At 48.8% G+C, this 18,604-nt stretch carries 15 protein-coding genes and 2 tRNA genes; 12 read left to right on the top strand and 5 right to left on the bottom strand.

What is annotated here, in order from left to right; translation table 11 throughout:
• Window positions 1-149 precede the first annotated feature (149 nt).
• The 3 genes from ACZ5PW_RS01565 to ACZ5PW_RS01555 all read left to right on the top strand — a co-directional run bounded on the left by ACZ5PW_RS01565 (window position 150) and on the right by ACZ5PW_RS01555 (window position 2,472).
• Window positions 150-785, top strand: coding sequence for a peroxiredoxin (locus ACZ5PW_RS01565; protein WP_464557413.1), 636 nt, complete (start codon window positions 150-152; stop codon window positions 783-785).
• A 362-nt stretch (window positions 786-1,147) separates the two neighbouring features.
• Complete coding sequence (locus tag ACZ5PW_RS01560; RefSeq protein WP_464557408.1) at window positions 1,148-1,936, top strand: class I SAM-dependent methyltransferase; 789 nt, start codon at window positions 1,148-1,150, stop codon at window positions 1,934-1,936.
• A gap of 104 nt (window positions 1,937-2,040) precedes the next feature.
• On the top strand, window positions 2,041-2,472 hold the full coding sequence (locus ACZ5PW_RS01555) for a glycine zipper domain-containing protein (protein WP_464557405.1): 432 nt from the start codon (window positions 2,041-2,043) through the stop codon (window positions 2,470-2,472).
• Window positions 2,473-2,584: 112 nt separating this feature from the next.
• On the opposite strand, the gene ACZ5PW_RS01550 is transcribed toward ACZ5PW_RS01555, so the two are convergent.
• From ACZ5PW_RS01550 to ACZ5PW_RS01540, 3 genes are all read right to left on the bottom strand, one after another.
• Window positions 2,585-4,681 carry a HAMP domain-containing methyl-accepting chemotaxis protein gene (locus ACZ5PW_RS01550; RefSeq protein WP_464557403.1) on the bottom strand — a complete coding sequence of 699 codons (2,097 nt, stop codon included), beginning with the start codon at window positions 4,679-4,681 and terminating at the stop codon, window positions 2,585-2,587.
• Between the two features lie 346 nt (window positions 4,682-5,027).
• A complete protein-coding gene (locus ACZ5PW_RS01545; RefSeq protein ID WP_464557402.1) occupies window positions 5,028-6,443 on the bottom strand; it encodes a glycerate kinase type-2 family protein in 1,416 nt (471 codons plus the stop codon).
• Entirely contained in the window at window positions 6,421-7,125 is a 705-nt protein-coding gene (locus ACZ5PW_RS01540) for a FadR/GntR family transcriptional regulator (RefSeq protein ID WP_464557401.1), read from the bottom strand. Before ACZ5PW_RS01540 ends, ACZ5PW_RS01545 begins: the two co-directional genes overlap by 23 nt.
• 311 nt (window positions 7,126-7,436) lie before the next feature.
• Here ACZ5PW_RS01540 and ACZ5PW_RS01535 point away from each other — a divergent pair, with 311 nt between their 5' ends.
• Window positions 7,437-9,389: a methyl-accepting chemotaxis protein gene (locus ACZ5PW_RS01535; protein ID WP_464557400.1), complete on the top strand. Its 1,953-nt coding sequence runs from the start codon at window positions 7,437-7,439 to the stop codon at window positions 9,387-9,389.
• Window positions 9,390-9,515: 126 nt separating this feature from the next.
• Here ACZ5PW_RS01535 and ACZ5PW_RS01530 read toward each other — a convergent pair.
• Window positions 9,516-9,591, bottom strand: a tRNA-Lys gene (locus ACZ5PW_RS01530).
• A gap of 104 nt (window positions 9,592-9,695) precedes the next feature.
• Window positions 9,696-9,771: transfer RNA gene (locus ACZ5PW_RS01525), tRNA-Lys, on the bottom strand.
• Window positions 9,772-10,043: 272 nt separating this feature from the next.
• On the opposite strand from ACZ5PW_RS01525, the gene ACZ5PW_RS01520 reads away from it, so the two are divergent.
• From ACZ5PW_RS01520 to ACZ5PW_RS01485, 8 genes are all read left to right on the top strand, one after another.
• Window positions 10,044-11,309, top strand: a complete 1,266-nt coding sequence (locus ACZ5PW_RS01520; protein ID WP_464557399.1) for a phenylacetate--CoA ligase family protein — start codon at window positions 10,044-10,046, stop codon at window positions 11,307-11,309.
• Between the two features lie 13 nt (window positions 11,310-11,322).
• On the top strand, window positions 11,323-12,507 hold the full coding sequence (locus tag ACZ5PW_RS01515) for a ChaN family lipoprotein (RefSeq protein ID WP_464557398.1): 1,185 nt from the start codon (window positions 11,323-11,325) through the stop codon (window positions 12,505-12,507).
• A 26-nt stretch (window positions 12,508-12,533) separates the two neighbouring features.
• A complete protein-coding gene (mutM, locus tag ACZ5PW_RS01510) occupies window positions 12,534-13,358 on the top strand; it encodes a bifunctional DNA-formamidopyrimidine glycosylase/DNA-(apurinic or apyrimidinic site) lyase (protein WP_464557397.1) in 825 nt (274 codons plus the stop codon).
• Between the two features lie 39 nt (window positions 13,359-13,397).
• Window positions 13,398-14,921, top strand: coding sequence for a murein biosynthesis integral membrane protein MurJ (gene murJ, locus ACZ5PW_RS01505; RefSeq protein ID WP_464557396.1), 1,524 nt, complete (start codon window positions 13,398-13,400; stop codon window positions 14,919-14,921).
• A 130-nt stretch (window positions 14,922-15,051) separates the two neighbouring features.
• Window positions 15,052-15,777 (top strand): tRNA1(Val) (adenine(37)-N6)-methyltransferase, encoded by a 726-nt coding sequence (locus ACZ5PW_RS01500; RefSeq protein ID WP_464557395.1) that lies wholly within the window; start codon window positions 15,052-15,054, stop codon window positions 15,775-15,777.
• Window positions 15,778-16,009: 232 nt separating this feature from the next.
• Window positions 16,010-17,350, top strand: coding sequence for an AAA family ATPase (locus tag ACZ5PW_RS01495; protein WP_464557394.1), 1,341 nt, complete (start codon window positions 16,010-16,012; stop codon window positions 17,348-17,350).
• Window positions 17,340-18,293: a metallophosphoesterase gene (locus ACZ5PW_RS01490; RefSeq protein ID WP_464557393.1), complete on the top strand. Its 954-nt coding sequence runs from the start codon at window positions 17,340-17,342 to the stop codon at window positions 18,291-18,293. The genes ACZ5PW_RS01495 and ACZ5PW_RS01490 overlap by 11 nt, the downstream gene beginning before the upstream one ends.
• Window positions 18,280-18,603 (top strand): hypothetical protein, encoded by a 324-nt coding sequence (locus ACZ5PW_RS01485; RefSeq protein ID WP_464557392.1) that lies wholly within the window; start codon window positions 18,280-18,282, stop codon window positions 18,601-18,603. The genes ACZ5PW_RS01490 and ACZ5PW_RS01485 overlap by 14 nt, the downstream gene beginning before the upstream one ends.
• Window position 18,604: the final 1 nt, after the last annotated feature.

The following is an 18,604-nucleotide window of genomic DNA, read 5'->3' as shown; positions in this document are numbered from 1 at the left end:
TTGTTTTTTAGGTGGTTAAAAAAATATTGCGAAAGATTACGATTATCGTTGACATGGGAAAAAGTTTTACCTAATCTTCATTCAACGTGAAAGAAAAAAGTGTTACAGATAATATTGAGTCTGAATTTAAATAAACAGGAGATAGAATAATGAGTTGTGGACATGAGCACTACGAAGATGTGATTACCCAGGCGACAATCGGTGAAAAAGTACCTGATTTTACCATGGAAGCGTATGACCCGACAGAAGGTGGCTTCTGCGAGGTGGATTTCGAGAAAGTACGTAATGATGGAAAATGGCTTGTCCTTTTCTTCTATCCAGCGGACTTTACCTTTGTCTGCCCGACCGAGCTCGCTGATCTCGCTGAAAAACATGAGGAACTCAAAAAGCTGGGATGCGAAGTCGTTTCAGTCTCCACTGATACCAAGTTTACCCATCTGGCCTGGAGAACCGATGAGCGGATGCTCCAGAATGTGAAGTTTAAAATGGCAGCAGATACAACAGGTGAAGTATCGGACTTTTTCGGAGTATATGATCATGCCACCGGACTGGCATTGAGGGGAACATTTGTTCTCAACCCGGAAGGTGTTCTGGTCACTTCGGAAGTCAACTTTTACAACGTGGGCCGCAATGCGGATGAACTCGTGCGTAAGGTTGAAGCCAACGTTTACCTTAAAGACCACCCTGCCGAGGCCTGCCCTGCCAAGTGGACCCCCGGCGAAAAAACCCTTACTCCCAGTGAAAAGCTGGTAGGTAAGGTTTACGAAGAACTCAACGGAGAATAACTCCTTAAGAGCGTTAACGATTACAGTCTACCCAAACCGTTAACACCAAGAATAACTATACCTCCTCTCCCTCATTAACACCAGCAGACCGCCCGGGACTCCGACCAGTCCCGGGCGGTCTTGTATTTCAGTCGCCGTGTCTGTTGTTTGTTGCGCGGATGGTGGCAAGAGCGGTCAATATTGCACATGCATAAACCGGAAGTTCGGCTGCTGCTTTGCTGTTTGGGTCTAACATGTCAGAATTGTTGAACATTGAAAAACTAATTTTTAAATAGTTTGACCGGAATCATCAGGCTGATTATCTATTGAGAATAGAAATGTTAAATCTGTAACCATATCTTGCTTAGCGAGGGTGAAATTATATGGTTTGGGACAGCTTTGACGCTGAAAAATTTGAAACATGGTTCAACACTCCACCCGGTCAGTTCGCTCTGGAGCAGGAGGTTGCGCTTATGGACAGCCTTATTTCCGCCTGGCCAAGGAGAAAACGCAAGCTTCTTGAAGTCGGTTGCGGTACAGGGCTGTTTATTGACCACCTGTACAGGTGCGGTTTTGATATAACCGGAGTGGACCGCTCTCCGGTCATGCTTGAGTCTGCCCGCAAACGCCTTGGCAACAGGGCTGCGTTGCATCTGGGCAATGGCGAGAGGCTTCCGTTCAATGATAACGAGTTTGACTTCACACTGCTTTGGACCGTTTTAGAGTTCTGCGATAATCCGCAAGAGGTAATCCGGGAGGCGGCCCGTGTTTCAGCCGGAGGAATCCTTGTGGGTTTCCTCAACCGTCATTCAATTTATTATTTTACACATGGGCGCATGTGGCCATGGGCTTCATCCAGCACTTTGCGTTCCGCCCGCTGGTTTTCTCCTTCCGAGGTCCGCAAGATGATTAAGAAGGAGAGTGGCTACAGTCCTGCTGTTACCCGCTCGGTTCTTCCGGGGCCCTTATGGAGCTGGAAGGATAAAACTCCCTGGAAGCAGCTTAACGGTATTATTTATCCCCCTTATTTTGGGGCTTTTACCGCATGCAGGGTTGATTTTCGCAACCGAAGACCCTTGAATCCTCTTCACGCATGGAAGCATGTTCCATCCGCGGCAAGCAGGGCAAAACGAGAGGAGCTCAAACCCGAATGTTTTCGTGATGCAGAATAGAGAAGGTGTTTGTCTGAGGTAAAGAAGTCTCTTCCATACTTGGAGATGACCTCTGAGAAGTATTTTGTTATTTATCCGGTAAATAAAACTATCAGGAGTCTGACATGAAGAAATTGATACCGTTGCTGGTAATCTGCTTTTTATTTGTTTCTTCCGGGTGCGCCAATAAGGCTCAGTCCGGTGCTGGGATAGGCGCTCTTGCCGGAGCAACAATCGGTGCTCTCACGTTCAATAACAAGGCTTCGGGAGCGGCGATAGGCGCGGGCATAGGTGCTCTCATGGGCTATGTGGTCGGTAACGAGTGGGATAAATACGATGAAAACAAAGTAGCCCAGACTCTGGAAAGCAATCATTCCGGTCAGACTTCCAACTGGACAAATCCTGATACCGGAAAATCCTACAGTGCGGTTCCTTCTCCGGCTTATGTCAAACAGGGGCAGGTCTGCCGTGATGTTACTATAACAGAAGATGGCGGGGAAAAGATTCAGGCCAAAGCGTGTCGTGACGATGACGGGGTCTGGAGATTGCAACAGTAGACCTTAAGTAATATTTAAGGCCGGTGTAATGACAATGTAAGGCCGCAGTCATGCACAGACTGCGGCCTTTTTGATTAAGTCATCAAGTTGGATTTAACAGAATAATTTCCATTTATTCAGAAACCATGGCCTGAATAAGTTTATCCAGCTCTCTGGTCATTTCAGCGATCTCTTCCACTGACCGGGCAGCTTCATACATTGATGAACTGGTTTCCTGAGAGATACGATCGACCTCTTCACTGGAACGGGTGATTTCTTCCGCGGTCGTTGACTGCTCCTCCGAGGCGGCCGCAATGGAATGCACCTGCTGGGATGAGTCTTCAGAAAAGTGCACGATCTCTTTTAGGACTTCACCTGCCTGACCTGCAAGTTCGGTGCTGCGTGAAACAGCGGAAACAGCGGAATCTGTAGAATCAATATTCTTACGGCTTGAGTTCTGAATCGCGCTTATTGCCTCATTGACTTCAGTGGTTGCGGTCATGGTCTTTTCCGCAAGTTTGCGGACTTCGTCGGCAACAACCGCAAAACCCCGTCCTGCCTCACCTGCCCGGGCTGCCTCAATGGCTGCATTCAGGGCCAGCAGGTTTGTTTGATCGGCAATGTCGCTGATTACTTCAATTATGTTGCCGATGCCTTCAGCCTGACGGCCCATTTCAATGGAATCCGTTTTGAGAGTATCGGCCTGCTGCTGAACCTCTGCAATAGCTTCCACAACCTTATCTACAACATCAGCACCGATAGAAGCCTTTTCCTTGGTTGTTCCAGTATTCTCAGCGGCTTTACCGGCGTTGCTTGCGACTTCAAGTACCGTGGCATTCATTTCTTCCATAGCCGTTGCGGTTTCAGCAGTCCGCTCACTCTGAGTGGCTGCACCTCTGCTGGCCTCATCCACCTGACGGTTAAGGTCAGATGCCGAGGTTGAAAGACGTTGGGAAATGGTGGAGGCCTGTTCTGCGAGGGTCGCAATTTTCTGCTGCATCCCGATAACTTTTGTCTGGTCCACCAGTATTTCGAAAACTCCGTTGAGCTTGCCTTTCTTGTCCGTGATGGGAATGCCGGTGTAGGACACAGTGGCGGCTGTGTTCTCTTTCAGATCTTCTCCAGTCAGCACTGCCTCATAATTCCTTTTACAATCGTGACTGCGGATAAAATCAACGCATCTGCTGCGGCTGCCGCTGTCTGGAAGGAGTTGTGAAGATGCCGTAGCGGCTTTGTTGCTGAAGATGGTTTCCTGGGACGGGGTGATGCACGCTATGGGGTTGGCTATATCATCGAGATATTTGACCAGTGAGTCTGCGAGGCTGTTTCCATTATCCATAATTCCGGCAAAAAAACCCGAAAGTTCGGAGGAGTCACCTCTGAATCGCAGTTCTCCCTGCCTGATTTTATGTACTGCTTCTTCCAGCTGTTCTGATATGGAAGTAAGGCTGTCGTTTATTTCCAGCATAGCCATACTTACACCTTTTGCCTTTTCGCGGTTAATCTCCTTGGCGGCGTCAAGGTCTCCGGAAGCTATTCTGGTAGCGATTCTCTGAATACTGGCAGGCTCACCGCCTAGCTGGTTTATCAGAGATAATCCGATAAGGTGAGTGATCAACGCTGAAATCAGGGCTGCGGATATCACAATAGCGATCAGGAATACTCTGCCACTTGCGTATTCATTTTCAGCCTGATGGAACACATCCTCTGCAACAACAAGCTGTACGTCTATGAGCCTTCCTATAACTTCTGTGACCGGATCAATAACGGGATAAAGCTCCTTTTGAATGTAGGATACAAGTCTGTCTTTATCCCTCGAACTTAATATAGAACGGAGCTTGTTAATTGATGAGTCAGCTTTAGAAAGTTTCGGCTTCAGTTCATTTACCAGCCGTATCTCGTCCGGGACAAGTTCTGTAGCAAGATAGGCATCCAGTTCTTTTTTGATATGTTCCTGGGCTGTGTCCAGGTTTTCAAGTCCCTGATCCCAGGTCAGAGCAGAGCTGCGGACCTTGTGAGATGTGTCGACGATATTTACTGCGTATTCGTCTGATATTATTTTGAGTTGTTTCAGGGGTATAACCCGGTCAAGGTATACCGTCTTCAAACCGGAGTTGGAGTCCCCTGCCAGAATCAGCCCTATGGCCGAAGTGGTGATCATAAGCAAAAGCAGAATTCCTGCTAGCAAGCTTACTCTTGTTTTTACCTTCATTCTGCTTAAGGCTTTCATTTTTCCTCCCTCTACCAGTTCAGGAACTTTCAGTACAATAACTTGTTAATAATATCGTGGGGATTAGAGTGTCAGTTTATAAAATACTATAGCCTCATTTTTTTTCAAGACTATTGTGTTATAAATATCGCTTAAAGCTTAAACTTGATCGTAATCTTTGGATGTTTATCGAAGTACTGGTGTAATGGGGAGAAGTGGGCGCTGATTATAATTGTTAGAATAGGTTGCACTGTTGTGCAATGAGGGATATGGAGTTGCTTTGCTCCAAAAGTTGAAAGGGAGACCACTTGCCTGGGGAAGTGGAAGGATGGCAGTGGCCTCCTTTTCAGCGGAATGCCCGCCAACTCTACTTAACGATCAGCAATTGGACGTCGCAGACGTTAGTGTTGGTGGGGCCTGTTTTATGCAAGGCTCCTACCGTTTGAAGGAAGTGGTAGGAGTCGTTGTTTTTTAAATAATCGACAATTGACAGTCCTTTATCTCTGGATTCTTTCAGAATAGATTCGTCTGCAAATCCTCCGGCTGCGTCTGTGGGCCCGTCGTTTCCATCAGTTGAGGCGGCAAGAAAGAATATATTTTTGGCGTTATCTTCGTCCTGACTCAGTTTCTTTAAGAAATGCAGAGCCATTTCCTGATTTCTTCCGCCCTTACCGGAACCTTTTATTGTAACTACTGTTTCGCCACCGGCTATAATGCAGGCTGGCTTCTTTTCGAGCATTTCCCATTCACGTTCATCTTGTGCTATCGCCCAGAATAGATCTGCTGCAGCTGAAGCTTCACCCTGCAGACGCGAGGTCAGCACCCGCACATGATAGCCAAGTTCCTCAGCTTTTTCTTTAGCGCCCATCAGAGCGATACGGTTGGTACCGATAAGGATGTTGTTAACCCTGATTTCTTCGAATTCGTTTTCGCTGAGGGTTTCGGGCAGTTTATCTTTTTTTCCGAGCTCAAGAACTCTGAGCACATGTGAGGGTATTTTGTCGCGTATATCGTAGTGATTAATAATTGATATAGCGTCACCGTAAGTACTGCGGTCGGGACTGGTCATGCCGGATGCGATAGTGTCCAGATCATCTCCGACCACATCTGATAAAATAAGATTGAGGCTGCGGGCCGGGCGCAGACAGCGCAGCAGGCGGCCGCCTTTAAGATTTGAAAGATGTTTCCGTATGCAGTTGATTTCGCTTATGTCTGCCCCGCAGGAGAGTAAGGTCTTGGTTACATTCTGCTTGTCTTCGAGGGTTACTTCAATTTTTTCGCCATCAATTTCGGCATGCATGGGGCAGGGCAGAAGTGCAGATCCTCCACCGGAAATAAGATTTATAACCAGAGTTTTATCTGTTGCGGAACAAGCAAGGTCTTCAATCTGCAAGGCTGCTTCAACTCCGCTCTTATCCGGAACAGGGTGGGCTGCTTCAATGGTACGGATCCGTTCAAGATTTTCAGTATGACCGTACTTGACTGAGATCAGCCCGGATTCAATGCGCTCCCCAAGAATTTCTTCAACAGCTTTGGCCATTTTGGCCGTGGCCTTACCGGCTCCGATAACAACGATGCGTTCGAATTCATCAAGATCTATTGTAACATCGCCTTTATCATCGGCAATTGTAAGTATCCCCTCTTCTAGCGACATGCGTCTGATGATAATCCTGTATGGATCAACTCTTTTAAGGGCTTCAGCGAAAATCTGCTTCAGATGGGTCTGTTCTTGGGTCATGGTCATGGCTTTCTCTGCTCTGCTAATCGTTACTGAGCCCAGCATCTCCCAACCCCTTAAGGGCTTCGCTCAGGTGGGTCTTCATTAATTCCGCAGCTTTTTTGCCGTCCCTGTTTCCTATTGCCTCAAGAATTTCTTCATGTTCCTTAAGGCTTTTCCGGGGCTGTCCCGGGATTTTCAACGGAGCCTTCCATCCTTCGATCATGGATCGGTAAAGAGCATCCATAATGGAAGAAAGGACTTTATTGCCGGTGCCTTTACCTATGAGTCTATGGAATTCAGCATCAACCAGAATTGCCCGAGGCAGGTCCTCTTCCTCGACGGTTTCCCTGAATTCTTCATGGTTTTTTTGCAAGGCCTCAAAATCTTCTTCAGACATTCGCTCTGCCGCCATACGGGCCGTGGACGGTTCCAAAAGGGCACGAACTTCAAAGAAATGGCGTAAAGCTTCGTTATTGTCCTTGAGCCATGTTGAAAGGGGGGAGAAAATATCTCCCTCATAGCTTTTTACAAAAGCACCTATTCCCGGCTGGGTTTCTATAAAACCCTTGATTTCAAGAATGCGCAGAGCTTCACGAATGGACCCGCGCCCGACCTGGAGCTCTTTCATGAGCTGGCGTTCGGAGGGGAGCGGCTCTCCTTCAATAAAGGTCTTGTTCTTGATGAGTTCCTCAAGCTGCATTGCTGCAGTTTCTGAAACTCTGACTTTTTTGATGGGTTTGAACATGCGCATTCTTAATAAATAGTATTGTTATTTCTTTGTGTTGCGATCTGTGCTGCTTGTCAGGGTTTTCGAGTCAACACTGATGCAGCAATTAATATGGTCTGACATCATATTGTATACTGGTCCTACCAGTATAACTGAGTTCGTATTAAGTCAAGAAAATGTGAATCCAGAGCTTCTCCGGGGATTTGTTTTTCCATTATATTTAATATTGTATTCAAATCACGAGATAATTATGATAATCTGCGTGTGAGTGTTAACTGTAAAGTTTGTAAACCCCTATATGTTGTAGGGTAATTTTGGGGGAGATTGTTATGAGCTGGAAGGATTTGCGATTGGCGTATAAATTCGTCATCGGATTTGGATCGGTGCTGTTGTTGCTGGTCCTTTTGGGGGGGTGGTCTATTATGGGGATAGGCACGATTGTTCATGATTCTGAGCAGGTGATTGAGGGGAACAGGCTCAGGGGTGATTTTGTCCAGAAGATTGTGGATCATCTAAATTGGGCTAATCAGGTGAATACTCTTTTGACGGATAAGAACGTGAATACTCTTGAGGTCCAGACTGATCCGCATAAATGCGGCTTCGGTAAATGGTACTATAGTGATGCCCGGAAACAGGCTGAAGAGCTGGTTCCCGAGATACGGCCGCTGCTTGCACAGATTGAGGAGCCGCATAACGCATTGCATCTATCTGCCGTGGAAATTGGGGAAAAATATGAAAATGTGGACCCGGACATGGGGAGTTTTCTGCGGGATAAAAAACTTGACCACTTGAACTGGATGATGCTTGTCCTGAAGGAGTTGATGGATCCTAAGACAGTAAAGATTTCCGCTCAGGCAGATCCTCATAAATGCGGACTGGGTAAATGGCTTTATTCATCAAAGGTGCAGTCGATGTCACGTCAGCATCCCGAATTTGGCGCTCTCCTTAAAGAGGTCTTGGAGCCTCATGAAAAATTACACGATACGGTAAAGGATCTTGATGACTACCTCGTCAGGGGTGATCGTAGAGGGGCGCAGTTATATTTTGCTGATAAGGTGGAAAAGTTTGCGTTGGAGACTCTGGGTAAGATTGACGCCTTGATTGCCTGGCATGATAACGAGCTTAAAATACTAGCGGAGACAAATGAAATATATTCGACAGTGACTGTTCCTGCTCTAAATAAAATCCAGTCAATCCTCACCGAGGTTCGGCATACCGTGGCCGATAATATCATGACTGACGAAGAGATGCTGGCCGAGGCAGCCAATACAAGGCGAATCGTGATCATAGTCAGCGCGGTTGCCGTTATTGCCGGTGTCCTTATGGCCTGGATAATAGCAAGTGGAATCCTTGGGCCGTTGCGGAAAGGGCTCGAATTTGTAGGTGAAGTAAGCGAAGGAAATCTTGCTGCAGACGTAGAGCTTAAACGCAAGGATGAACTAGGCCGTCTGGCTCAGGGTATGCGTAATATGGTCAGCCGCCTGCGTGAGGTGGTTGACGATGTTACTAATGCCTCAGACAGTGTCGCCAGCGGCAGTGAAGAGCTTTCCGCGTCGGCTGAAAGTCTGTCACAGGGGGCTACTGAGCAGGCCGCTTCCATTGAAGAGGTTTCATCTTCCATGGAAGAGATGGCAGCCAACATCAAGCAGAATGCTGAAAATGCGATGCAGACAGAAGGGGTTGCCGAAAAGTCTCAGGCGCAGGCGGACCAGAGTGCTCAGGCGGTGGGTGAGGCCGTGCAGGCAATGAAGAGTATTGCCGAGAAGATTATGATAATTGAAGAGATTGCCAGACAGACCAATCTGCTGGCTCTGAACGCGGCAATTGAAGCGGCACGTGCGGGTGAGCACGGTAAAGGGTTCGCCGTTGTCGCGGCGGAGGTCCGCAAGCTGGCCGAACGCAGCGGTGTAGCTGCTGCCGAGATCAGTGAGCTTTCATCGTCTTCTGTGGTGGTTGCTGAAAAGGCCGGCGGCATGCTTGAGGAGTTGGTCCCGAGTATACGAAGGACAGCCGAACTGGTTCAGGAGATCGCTGCGGCAAGTAATGAGCAGAACACAGGTGTGCACCAGATTAATCAGGCCATCCAGCAACTTGATACCGTTATCCAGCAGAATGCCTCTGCTTCCGAAGAGATGGCTTCCACTTCGGAGGAATTGTCCCGTCAGGGCCAGTTGTTGCAGCAGGCCATGAGTTTTTTCAGGGTTGAGAAGGTTAGAGCCAGAATGCTGCCTTCTGGTAGAAGCTCAACTGCGGTTGACGAAGACGGTTTTGACAGGTTTTAATCTGTTGAGGATAAATTCAAGCCCCGGTGCAGTCTAATTGCAGCGGGGCTTTTCTTGAACTCTACAATTTACAATAACAAAGAAAAAGGCACACAATCTTTCGAAAGTGTGCCTTTTCTTTTAAAATGGTGGGTCGTGCTGGGCTCGAACCAGCGACTCTCTGCTTAAAAGGCAGATACTCTACCAACTGAGTTAACGACCCGTATATTTAAAAGCGCGTCTATCCAGATTAGCAGACTTAAATTTGATAAGTCAAGCAAAAAAACATTTTCTGTTTAGACCGCCAATTGTCAAAGATGTTTGCGGTGGTGGGTCGTGCTGGGCTCGAACCAGCGACTCTCTGCTTAAAAGGCAGATACTCTACCAACTGAGTTAACGACCCTCCGCTTGCGAACGAAGAAGCTTTTATCCATACAGGCATTCCCTGTCAACAGGAAAAGTGAAAAAAGTTTATTTTTTTTGTTTTTTGAGTTAGAATAGGTGGCTTGGATTATATGCCAAAAGTGATGTTTGCTCGTCGTTTTGTTTTTAAGTAGTTATTTTAATTAGGTAAAATTGAAAAAAGTTGACAAAGTGGACTCTTTTTCATATATTGACCGTGCTAATGTGGGGAGTTGTCTCCGCTGGGCAATACTATTTGGAGGAAACCTATAAATGACTCGTAAAGACCGTACTGAAGGCATATACAGCCGTCGTGAAGTTCTGGATGAAGGTGAGAGACGCCAATATTGCGCTCTTCAGCTCAAGGAACTCCTGACTTATGCCTACCGTTATTCCGAAGACGTTAAGAAACGCTTCGACAGAGCTCAGTTTCAGGTTGATAAATTCAGTGATATTTCCGACCTCAAGCATATACCTATTTTAAAGAAGAAAGAACTCATCTTTCTGCAGTCCATGGGGCCACGTCTTGGCGGGCTTCTGACCAAGGATCTCGGTGAGCTTCGCCGTATATTCCTTTCTCCCGGCCCTATTTTCGATCCTGAGGACCGTGCCGAGGACTACTGGGGATGGACTGAAGGCTTTTACGCCGCAGGCTTCCGTTCCGGTGATGTGGCTCAGATAACATTCAACTATCATCTGGCTCCTGCCGGGCTCATGTTTGAAGAACCTTTGCGCAATCTCAACTGTGCAGTTGTCCCTGCAGGCCCCGGCTCTACTAACAGTCAGCTTGAAATCATGCAGAAGCTCAGGGTTACCGGTTATGTCGGTACTCCCAGCTACCTTACCCACCTTGCCCAGAAAGCTGAAGAAGCAGGGCTTAATCTGCGTAAGGATCTGTATCTTGAAGTGGCTTTTGTCACCGGTGAAAAATTCTCCGAGAAAGTCCGCTCCAACCTTGAGAAAAAATTCGATCTGATCATGCGTCAGGGATATGGTACCGCGGATGTAGGTTGTATCGGTTACGAGTGTTACCACAAAAACGGTCTGCACATCACCAACCGTGCCTTTGTTGAGATCTGCCATCCCGATACCGGTATTCCGCTCAAGGACGGTGAAGTCGGTGAGATCGTCATCACCGCTTTCAACAAGACTTACCCGCTCATCAGGCTTGCGACCGGTGACCTGAGCTATATTGACCGCACCCCCTGCCCCTGCGGACGTTCCACCCCGCGCCTTGGCAACATTGTAGGCCGAGTGGACACCACCGCACGCATCAAGGGTATGTTTGTATACCCCCATCAGGTTGAGCAGGTCATGGCACATTTTGAAGAAGTCAAACGCTGGCAGATCGAAGTCACCAACCCCGGCGGCATCGATGAGATGATCCTCAATATCGAGGTCTCCAACTTCAAGCGTGAAGACGAACTGCTGCATATGTTCCGTGAAAAGATCAAACTTCGTCCGATCCTCAAGGTGCTGACCCCCGGCTCACTCCCGCCGCAGGTCAGACCCATTGAAGACAAAAGAATCTGGGATTAGCCCGGGACATTGCATGGTGCAAAATAAAATCAATAAATGCGCAAAGGGTCTACTGGCCCTTTGCGCTCTTTTTTTTCTTATGGGCGCAGTCGGATGTACTAAAAAGCCTGTACCGCCTGAGATGGCGGTGTCGTTCCTGCCCTGTCCGGGGGAGTATCTTAATCCCGTGGGCGACCGCCTGACCTTTGATCTGCTGATGAGCGAAGCATCGGAAGCTGATTACGTGCTTATAGGTGAAGGGCATACCAGCATTTGTGACCATAAAGTCCAGTTCGAGATCATTGAAGGTCTTACAAGGGCCCACAAGAAGGTCGCCATCGGGCTGGAAATGGTCACTGCCGGGAAGCAGGATATTCTCAACCGTTTCAACCTCGGCCAGTTATCAGTTGATGAACTGCCGGAGGAACTGGATTGGGAAAACGGCTGGCGTTATGATTTCAGCATGTTCAGGCCTATTTTCGAGCTTGCAGCAAAGCGCCAGCTTACTGTGGCCGGTTTGAATTTTCCTTTCCGATTGACCCGTGAGGTTCGGAAAAAAGGACTGGAAGGCCTGTCAGCGGAAGATAGGGCTCTGCTTCCTGAAAAGGTTATCGCTCCCCCGGTTGAACAGGAAGAAGGACTTAAGGAAGTTCTGGCTATGCATAAAGGGCGCGATGCCACGGACCCCGAGCAGGTGGAGAGATTTCTTCTTGTGCAGTCATTGTGGGATACGGCAATGGCGGAAAAAGCTGTCAGCCTGCGCAGAAGTTCAGGACATCCGGTTGTTATACTTGCCGGAGGCGGGCATGTTGAACACGGATGGGGAATTCCCGGACGTTTGAAAGTCCTTGATCCTGAAGCAAAAATTATGACCCTTATGCCCTGGCGTGGGGAAGAATTTTATCCGACAGCTGCGGATTCGTTTTTTTATTGTCCCCCCAGTTATGAAAGCAGGATGGGGATGACCGTTGAAATGCGTCAGGGAAGAGCCGTGATTACTGAGGTTAAGCGTGACCGCAAAGCCTATCGCAGTGGAATCCGTCCCGGAGATATAATCGTTGAAGCGCAGGGAATTCCCGTGACCTCTTTGAGAGCCATACACATGGCCGGAGCCAAAGCTCATCAGGAGAATAAGCCTCTCTTGTTCAAAATGGACAGGCAGGGAGAATCTTACGATCTTGACCTCGGGCTTCTGGGCAGGATTAAAAAAGACAAATAACCTCCTTACATATTTCAGGAAAGACAATGCCAGAATTGCCGGAAGTAGAAGTTATATCCCGTGGATTGGCCGAATCTCTGGTCGGCAAGACCATTGAGTCGGTTAAGATTCTTAACCACAGCAGCGTGAAAATGCCGTGGTTTTTATTCTCTTCCCGAGTAGCCGGAAGAGAGATTACAGCTGTCAGGCGCAGGGCCAAGTTGCTGATCATGGACCTTGGGGAAGATCTGCATGTGACATTTCATCTTAAAATGACCGGCAGGGTTATTGCCCATGACGGCCCCACAGCTCCACAGACACATACCCGTCTGGTTTTCGGGCTTACTGACGGAGGGTCTGTAGAGTTCCATGACACCCGTAAGTTCGGTGAGGTCCGGGCGCTTAATAATGAAGAGCTTGAAGAGTGGGATTTTTACAAGAATCTTGGCCCGGAACCACTGGAAACCACAGCAGCGGAACTGGCGGAGCGTGTTGCTGGACGCAAGGCTCAGATCAAGGGTTTGCTTCTGAACCAGTCTGTTGTGGCCGGAGTCGGTAATATTTATGCTGATGAATGTCTGTTCCGTTCCGGCATTCATCCCAAGGCCAAAGCATCTGACCTTTCTCGCGAGTCTCTTGAGAAGCTGTTTACCGAGCTGCAGGCAGTTCTCAGGCAGGCCATCAGTGAGAACGGCAGTTCCATCCGTGATTATGTTGACTCGGGAGGCGATGCCGGTGGATTTCAGAACAGCTTCAAGGCTTATGGCAAGAAAGGTGAGCCCTGCCCCTGCTGCGGTAAAACTTTTGAAGGCGGAACTGTTGCCGGCAGAGGGTCAACCTATTGCTGCAATTGTCAGAAGATGTGTGATTAGCCTCAGCCTAGCTTTCCCCGGTTACCGGAGGCATCCATAATGACAGCAGAATCAAGCAGGATAGTCCGTAACGCATCAGTCGTTGCGGGCGCTACTTTACTTTCCAGGGTCCTTGGCTTCGCCAGGGACCTTATTGTTGCGTTTGCTTTGGGAGCAGGGCTTCCTGCAGATGCTTTTTTTGTTGCCTTCCGCATCCCGAATCTTCTACGCCGCCTTTTCGGTGAAGGGTCTTTGACCATGGCTTTTGTGCCTGTCTTCAGCCGAATCAGGCAAGAGCAGGGGGAGGAAGCCGCTTTTGCTATGGCCCGCTCGGCCATGAGCTGGCTGCTGATAATTCTGGGAGTGCTGACCCTGCTGGCAATTATTTTCGCAAAGCCTATGGTGCTTGTTATCGCACCGGGGTTCAGCCGTAACCCGGAGTTGATGTCACTTACGGTTGAGCTGGTAAGGGTCTGCTTTCCTTATGTTGTGTTCATTTGTGGTGTTGCCTTGTGTATGGGCATACTAAACAGCATGGGACATTTTCTGGCTCCGGCGCTTGCTCCGTGCATGCTTAATATTGCACTGATCACTGCTGCTCTTATCGGCTATTTCACTGGAAACAGCGTGGCCCTGTTCATGGCCTGGGGTGTGCTTATCGGCGGGTTCATGCAGTGGATGCTGCAACAGCCTTATCTTAAGCGGGTGGGGCTAAGCTGGCGAGGAAAGCCTGACCTGAAAGATCCCGGTGTAAGGCGCATGGGCAAGCTTATGCTTCCTACTGTTTTAGGGGCGGCAGTCTATCAGATTAATGTTGCTCTGGGCACTCTGCTGGCTTCTTTTCTGCCGGTGGGCAGTGTCTCTTATCTGTATTATGCGGATCGGTTGGTGCAGTTTCCTTTGGGTATATTCGGCATTGCAGTGGGGACTGCAGCCCTTCCAAGTCTGGCCGCCCTATGCGTTAAGGGCAGGGAGGAAGAATTCGCCCTGACCCTCAGGCAGACCGTCGGGCTGACACTTTTTATCTCTCTGCCGGCTATGGCTGGGCTGGTGGCACTTGCCGAGCCGCTGATCGGCCTGCTTTTTGAGCGCGGTGCTTTTGACTCACAGGCGGTTAGCGCTACGGCACAGGCTCTTATGGCTTATGGAATCGGCCTGCCGTTTATCGCCATGTCCCGCCCTCTGGTTTCGGCTTTTTATGCGCAGGAAGATACCAAGACTCCGGTGAAGATTGCCATGCTCTGCCTGCTGGTGAATGTGGTGGGCGGTTACCTGCTGATGCAGTATCTGGCTCATGTGGGGCTGGCACTGGCTGTATCGCTTTCTTCCATGCTCAACAGTCTGCTTTTGATGATAATAATGACTAAAAGAACAGGAGGAACTCCTCTGCCATGGCTGAACGCCTTTAAGAGTCTTTTTCTGAGCGGGATTATCGGTTTCGGGGCATGGTCTTCCGCTCGCTACGATATTCTCTGGTTCACACTTATTCCGGTATGGATTGCGGTTTATGGAGGCGGGGCTTTGCTGTTAAAGTCTCAGGATGCGCGGATGCTGATCGGAGCGCTCCGCCGGAGAGGATGCTGATTTAGAGGTAATTGCCCGTATTATGCTGCAAAACCGGATTATTTTTTAACTCCGGCTTTGGGGCTGGATTCTTTTCAAGTATTACGGGTAAAGAAACGCAAGTCCCTTTTATAGCTGTTCGAGTCTTCCCATGTTTGAAGAAGCACGTAAATATTTTCCCCGAGGCATGAAACAGCCTGAGGATGGATTCCGTTTTTCTACGGATTCATTACTGGTAAGCAGCTTTGTCTCAGTTCCCAAGAAAGCGCGGATTCTGGATCTTGGCACGGGTAGTGGAGTCATCCCCCTTGGAATCATGCTGCGTAATTCTGATAAACAGATTACCATTACCGGAATTGATGTTAACCCGGAAATGATAGCGTCAGCACAGTCTAATGTTGAAAAGCTGGGATTTGCCGATCAGATAAGCATCGTGAAGGCCAATGTCTGCCGCCCTGATTTTGCACCTGCCGGAAGTTATGACCTGGTCGTCTCAAATCCTCCATACCGAACCGAAGGACGGGGGCGCGCCTGCCCTGACGAACTGAAAAACAAGGCCAGATTCGAGATTGACTGTGATCTGGACGCATTTGTTGCGGCGTCTTCGCTTATGGTGCGCAATCGTGGGCGGGTCTGTTTTGTTTTTCTTTCCGAACGGTTGAGTGAACTGATCAATTCGTTCACCCGCCACAAACTTGAGCCCAAGCGTATGAAGTTTATTCATGGACGTTTGGATTCCCCGTCAAAAGTTGTGCTGATTGAGGCTGTGAAAAATGGCAGACCGGGCCTGATCCTTGAACCTCCGGTGATTTTGTTTGAGAAAGGAACGGACCTAACAGCCGGGGCAGTTGAATATTGTTCCTTTATTGCCAAGTAACCGCTCCGCAGGTAAAGAATATCCAGACAAATACAGGAAGCTGTTTCCTGCTGATGAATGGGGCGCTTCTCTATGCACAAGTAAATGCTCTGTAAGGTTTTGTCATTATCGTGAATCAGCAGTGTCATGGGCTGGACTGGTAAAGGATCACCCTTTATAGAGGACCTTGAAATATCCATAATAAAATGAGTTTACGCGTCCGAAAGACGGTCGCAGGCAAGCACCGGAATCTATGATCAAAAAAATTATCCTTAAAGACTTTCTTGCCCATGCTGATACCGAGATAGAACTCGGTGAAGGCATGACCGTGCTTACCGGGCCTAATAACAGCGGTAAATCTTCTGTGGTGGAAGCTTTACGCTGCATTGCCACCAACCCGCTGCCCAAGCATTTTATCCGCCACGGGGCAAAAGTGGCCCGGGTTGAACTTGAAATGAATGACGGTGTTCGCGTGGCCTGGATACGCAAAAAGGCCACTGCATGGTATGAAGTGCTGCATCCCGGGGAAGAAGAGTGGGTGGTGTATGCCAAATTCGGCCGCAAGACTCCTGAGGACATTCTCAACATCCTGCGGTTGAATCAGGTCCCGCTGGAAGGGGGTAACTCCCTTGATGTCCATATCGGCAACCAGCGCAATCCCATTTTTCTGCTCGATCAGCCTGCATCCGTGGCTGCACAGTTTTTTGCTTCGTCGTCCGAGGCTTCTCATTTGCTGGCAATGCAGACCGAACTTAAAAACCGGGTCCGTTCCGCCAAGCGCGAAATGAAGTTTCAACAGCAAAAAATGGATGAAATACGTGTTGAACTGGACTCTTTACAAAACCTGCCGGACGTCAATCTTGAAATAGAATCAGCGCGTGAGCTCAAAGGACGGATTGAAAGGACAGAAGCGGAAATTCCCGCGATTGAAAATCTTATCCAGCGTAAAAAAGAGCTGGAAGATTATAAAAACAGGTTTGCCGGTCGTGAAAAGAAACTGGCTGAGCTTAAGGCTGCCCCGGAGATTTATCCTACTAAAGAACTTGAAAGTACCGTGTCACGTATGAGTGACCTGCGTGGCTTCGGAGATAAGCTGAGGGGAAGGTCTGACCTGCTGTATGAACTCAAGGATGCTCCGGATCTTTTTCCGGTTCAGCAACTGGAAGGGGACATAAGCAGGCAAAGCAGACTGTTTTCAGCACAGAAGATGTTTTCTTCAAGGGGCAGGGCTCTTGGACATCTGGCTTCACCTCCCGAGATTTATGATACTTCCGCTCTGTCTGCAATCATCTCCAATCTTGACCGCAACCGGGCGTTTCAGAGCAATATAGGGCGACGTTCCAATATTTTGAAACCGCTCAGTCATCCCCCTGAACTGTTTGACGAAATTCCTATGATACAGTTGCTTGGGAATATCTCAGCACTTAGCACAGCGCGTGAAGAGAACCGCAAACGCATTGCAGAACTCAAGCAGGCCGAAAAGCAACTTAAGCTGCGTATTGAAAAACGTCTTGCGGAAATAGGGAACTGCCCCTTGTGTGGCGGAGACCTCGAAGCTGAAAAGATGATCGGGGAGGACGGCTATGACTCTTGAGCGGGTAAAGGGTAAAGGGCTTTTCCTGATCGGTGATCCACACATTGCATCCACTCCGCCCGGTCAGCGTCAGGGCGATTATGCCGCTGACGTGCTTGATAAACTTGAAGCATGTTTCAAACGGGCCTGCGAACTGGATATGATCCCGCTTATCCTCGGAGATCTGTTCCACTGGCCGCGTGACAACGGTAATTCTATTCTGGTTGATCTCATCGCCCTTTTCGGACAGTTCAAGCCCTTTGTGCTGGTGGGAAATCACGACAAGTATCAGGCCCGCTTTACCAGTGATGTCTCCATGGCTGTTCTGGATGCCGCAGGGGTGATTCGTTTAATGAGTGAGGCTGGGCCTGCTTTTGAGCTGGATACCCCGCAGGGGCTGGTGCTTGTAGGCGCTTCACCGGACGGTTATACCATCCCCAAGAGTTTTGACCGTGAGGATGGCAGGTATCACAAGGTCCTGTGGGTAACTCATCACAACATATCTTTCCCTGACTGCGAGAAGAAACAGTATGCCATCAAAGAGAAGCCGGGCATAGACTGGATAATTAACGGGCACATTCACAGGCCCCGTGAGTCGATAACCGTAGGACAGACAACATGGGCCAATCCCGGAAATATCACCCGTCTTGTCTTTTCCCGTCTGGCACTGGAGAGGGTTCCACAGGCCGCTCTCTGGACATCTGATTGTGAGGATCTGGAAAAGTGGGATGTCCCGCATAAGGATTTTTATGAAGTTTTCCCTGATCAGGATTTTCCTGTGGAAATTGAAGATGCAGAAGCGGCGGAGTCTAAGTTTTTACAGGGCCTTGAGAGGCTTGCATGGAAGCGCACCCATGAAGGGGCCGGGCTTAAACAGTTTCTCGAAGAAAATATTGATCCGGATGAACCTGAAAGCGGTTTAATCTGGGAATTATATACGGAGGTTACCAATGGCAATGGGTAGTGGAACCGCCAATGGCGGTATGCAGCATCCGGGAAACGGACTTGAGCGGGAACTTGCCCAGCTCAAGCAGCAGTATGAAAGACTTCGGGAGGACAAAGTCCGGACCGAGCAGAATCTGGATAACATCGGCCGTCAACTGGCAGATCTTGAAGCTCAGGCTGTTCAGCAATACGGCACTGCCGATCCTCAGGAGCTCAACAGGATGCTTGAAGAGAAGCGTGCCGAGAACGCCCGTCTGGTAGCTGAGTACCGTGAGCATATCTCTTCCATCATGGAAGGGTTGAATAAACTGGAACAGGGCGGAGTCTGAA

Source organism: Maridesulfovibrio salinus (assembly GCF_055394525.1).
This window is presented reverse-complemented; position numbering and strand designations above follow the sequence as displayed.

What these genes read in the sequence shown, in the direction of transcription:
- ACZ5PW_RS01565 (WP_464557413.1), top strand. Translation starts at nt 150, where the DNA reads ATGAGTTGTGGACATGAGCACTACGAAGATGTGATTACCCAGGCGACA.
- ACZ5PW_RS01560 (WP_464557408.1), top strand. Translation starts at nt 1,148, where the DNA reads ATGGTTTGGGACAGCTTTGACGCTGAAAAATTTGAAACATGGTTCAAC.
- ACZ5PW_RS01555 (WP_464557405.1), top strand. Translation starts at nt 2,041, where the DNA reads ATGAAGAAATTGATACCGTTGCTGGTAATCTGCTTTTTATTTGTTTCT.
- ACZ5PW_RS01550 (WP_464557403.1), bottom strand. Translation starts at nt 4,681, where the DNA reads ATGAAAGCCTTAAGCAGAATGAAGGTAAAAACAAGAGTAAGCTTGCTA.
- ACZ5PW_RS01545 (WP_464557402.1), bottom strand. Translation starts at nt 6,443, where the DNA reads ATGCTGGGCTCAGTAACGATTAGCAGAGCAGAGAAAGCCATGACCATG.
- ACZ5PW_RS01540 (WP_464557401.1), bottom strand. Translation starts at nt 7,125, where the DNA reads ATGTTCAAACCCATCAAAAAAGTCAGAGTTTCAGAAACTGCAGCAATG.
- ACZ5PW_RS01535 (WP_464557400.1), top strand. Translation starts at nt 7,437, where the DNA reads ATGAGCTGGAAGGATTTGCGATTGGCGTATAAATTCGTCATCGGATTT.
- ACZ5PW_RS01520 (WP_464557399.1), top strand. Translation starts at nt 10,044, where the DNA reads ATGACTCGTAAAGACCGTACTGAAGGCATATACAGCCGTCGTGAAGTT.
- ACZ5PW_RS01515 (WP_464557398.1), top strand. Translation starts at nt 11,323, where the DNA reads ATGGTGCAAAATAAAATCAATAAATGCGCAAAGGGTCTACTGGCCCTT.
- mutM (WP_464557397.1), top strand. Translation starts at nt 12,534, where the DNA reads ATGCCAGAATTGCCGGAAGTAGAAGTTATATCCCGTGGATTGGCCGAA.
- murJ (WP_464557396.1), top strand. Translation starts at nt 13,398, where the DNA reads ATGACAGCAGAATCAAGCAGGATAGTCCGTAACGCATCAGTCGTTGCG.
- ACZ5PW_RS01500 (WP_464557395.1), top strand. Translation starts at nt 15,052, where the DNA reads ATGTTTGAAGAAGCACGTAAATATTTTCCCCGAGGCATGAAACAGCCT.
- ACZ5PW_RS01495 (WP_464557394.1), top strand. Translation starts at nt 16,010, where the DNA reads ATGATCAAAAAAATTATCCTTAAAGACTTTCTTGCCCATGCTGATACC.
- ACZ5PW_RS01490 (WP_464557393.1), top strand. Translation starts at nt 17,340, where the DNA reads ATGACTCTTGAGCGGGTAAAGGGTAAAGGGCTTTTCCTGATCGGTGAT.
- ACZ5PW_RS01485 (WP_464557392.1), top strand. Translation starts at nt 18,280, where the DNA reads ATGGCAATGGGTAGTGGAACCGCCAATGGCGGTATGCAGCATCCGGGA.